1 protein-coding gene is annotated in these 264 nt (G+C 37.9%); it reads right to left on the reverse strand.

Annotation, left to right across the window (positions count from 1 at the left end; all coding sequences use genetic code 11):
• On the reverse strand, positions 1 to 264 hold a 264-nt coding region (locus AAEY62_RS22930), incomplete at both ends, for a twin-arginine translocase subunit TatC (RefSeq protein WP_350636734.1).

The raw sequence follows: 264 nt of genomic DNA on the forward strand, positions 1-264 counted from the left end.
GCAAAACGACTGCTACAGGTATTTCAAAAGCTAAACCAAAGGCAAAAAATAATTTTAGAATAAAACTCAAATAACTGCTGATATCAGTAGCAACTTGTACGCCTTCTGGAACGACACTGGTGAAAAACCCAAATACAACTGGGAAAACAATATAGTAGGCAAAGGCTATTCCAAGATAAAACAACAGAGTGCTGCTGGCTAACAAGGGAACAACTAAGCGTTTTTCATGTTTATATAACCCAGGGGCGACAAAAGACCATACTT

The organism is Pseudoalteromonas sp. GW168-MNA-CIBAN-0100, from assembly GCF_040309225.1.
GTDB lineage: Bacteria > Pseudomonadota > Gammaproteobacteria > Enterobacterales > Alteromonadaceae > Pseudoalteromonas > Pseudoalteromonas arctica.